This is a genomic window from Kribbella sp. NPDC056951 (genome assembly GCF_042674205.1).
Taxonomy (GTDB): domain Bacteria; phylum Actinomycetota; class Actinomycetes; order Propionibacteriales; family Kribbellaceae; genus Kribbella; species Kribbella yunnanensis.
This window is the reverse complement of sequence record NZ_JBHUQZ010000026.1, coordinates 1-1,395: the sequence shown is the minus strand read 5'-3', so window position 1 is coordinate 1,395 and position 1,395 is coordinate 1. Positions and strand designations below refer to the sequence as shown.

The following is a 1,395-nucleotide window of genomic DNA, read 5'->3' as shown; positions in this document are numbered from 1 at the left end:
GTGTGTGACAAGCCCTCGGCCTATTAGTACCAGTCAGCTCCACACCTTACGATGCTTCCACTTCTGGCCTATCAACCCAGTGGTCTACTGGGGGCCTTACCCGGTTAACCCGGTGGGAGACCTCATCTTGAAGCGTGCTTCCCGCTTAGATGCTTTCAGCGGTTATCACTCCCGAACGTAGCCAACCAGCCGTGCTCCTGGCGGAACAACTGGCACACCAGAGGTTCGTCCACCCCGGTCCTCTCGTACTAGGGGCAGCCCTTCTCAAGTCTCCTGCGCGCGCAGCGGATAGGGACCGAACTGTCTCACGACGTTCTAAACCCAGCTCGCGTGCCGCTTTAATGGGCGAACAGCCCAACCCTTGGGACCTACTCCAGCCCCAGGATGCGACGAGCCGACATCGAGGTGCCAAACCATCCCGTCGATATGGACTCTTGGGGAAGATCAGCCTGTTATCCCCGGGGTACCTTTTATCCGTTGAGCGACGGTGCTCCCACATGCCACCGCCGGATCACTAGTTCCGACTTTCGTCCCTGCTCGACATGTCTGTCTCACAGTCAAGCTCCCTTGTGCACTTACACTCGACACCTGATTGCCAACCAGGCTGAGGGAACCTTTGAGCGCCTCCGTTACCTTTTAGGAGGCGACCGCCCCAGTCAAACTACCCACCAGGCACTGTCCCTGATCCGGATAACGGACCAAAGTTAGACAGCCAGAACAACCAGAGTGGTATTTCAACGATGACTCCACCCGAACTGGCGTCCGAGCTTCACAGTCTCCCACCTATCCTACACAAGTTGTACCGACCACCAATACCAAGTTGTAGTAAAGGTCCCGGGGTCTTTCCGTCCTGCTGCGCGTAACGAGCATCTTTACTCGTAATGCAATTTCGCCGAGTCCACGGTTGAGACAGCGCCCAAGTCGTTACGCCATTCGTGCAGGTCGGAACTTACCCGACAAGGAATTTCGCTACCTTAGGATGGTTATAGTTACCACCGCCGTTTACTGGCGCTTAAGTTCAAAGCTTCGCCGGCCGAAACCAGCTAACCTGTCCCCTTAACGTTCCAGCACCGGGCAGGCGTCAGTCCGTATACATCGAATTACTTCTTCGCACGGACCTGTGTTTTTAGTAAACAGTCGCTTGGGCCTGGTCTCTGCGGCCATCAACGCTTCGGCAGGAGAACTGCCTAACGTATCCGGCCCCCCTTCTCCCGAAGTTACGGGGGCATTTTGCCGAGTTCCTTAACCATGGTTCACTCGATCGCCTTGGTATTCTCTACCTGATCACCTGTGTCGGTTTGGGGTACGGGCGGCTCTAACACTCACTACGAAGTTTTTCTCGGCAGCATGGGATCATCCACTTCCCCTGAACGGGTCCGCCTCGGCTCTCAGGCT

Annotated in this window: 1 rRNA gene; it reads right to left on the bottom strand. The window is 56.1% G+C overall.

Annotated elements, in window-relative coordinates:
• Positions 1–3: 3 nt before the first annotated feature.
• A 23S ribosomal RNA gene (locus ACFTSF_RS41605) occupies positions 4–1,395 on the bottom strand; the annotation flags it as partial.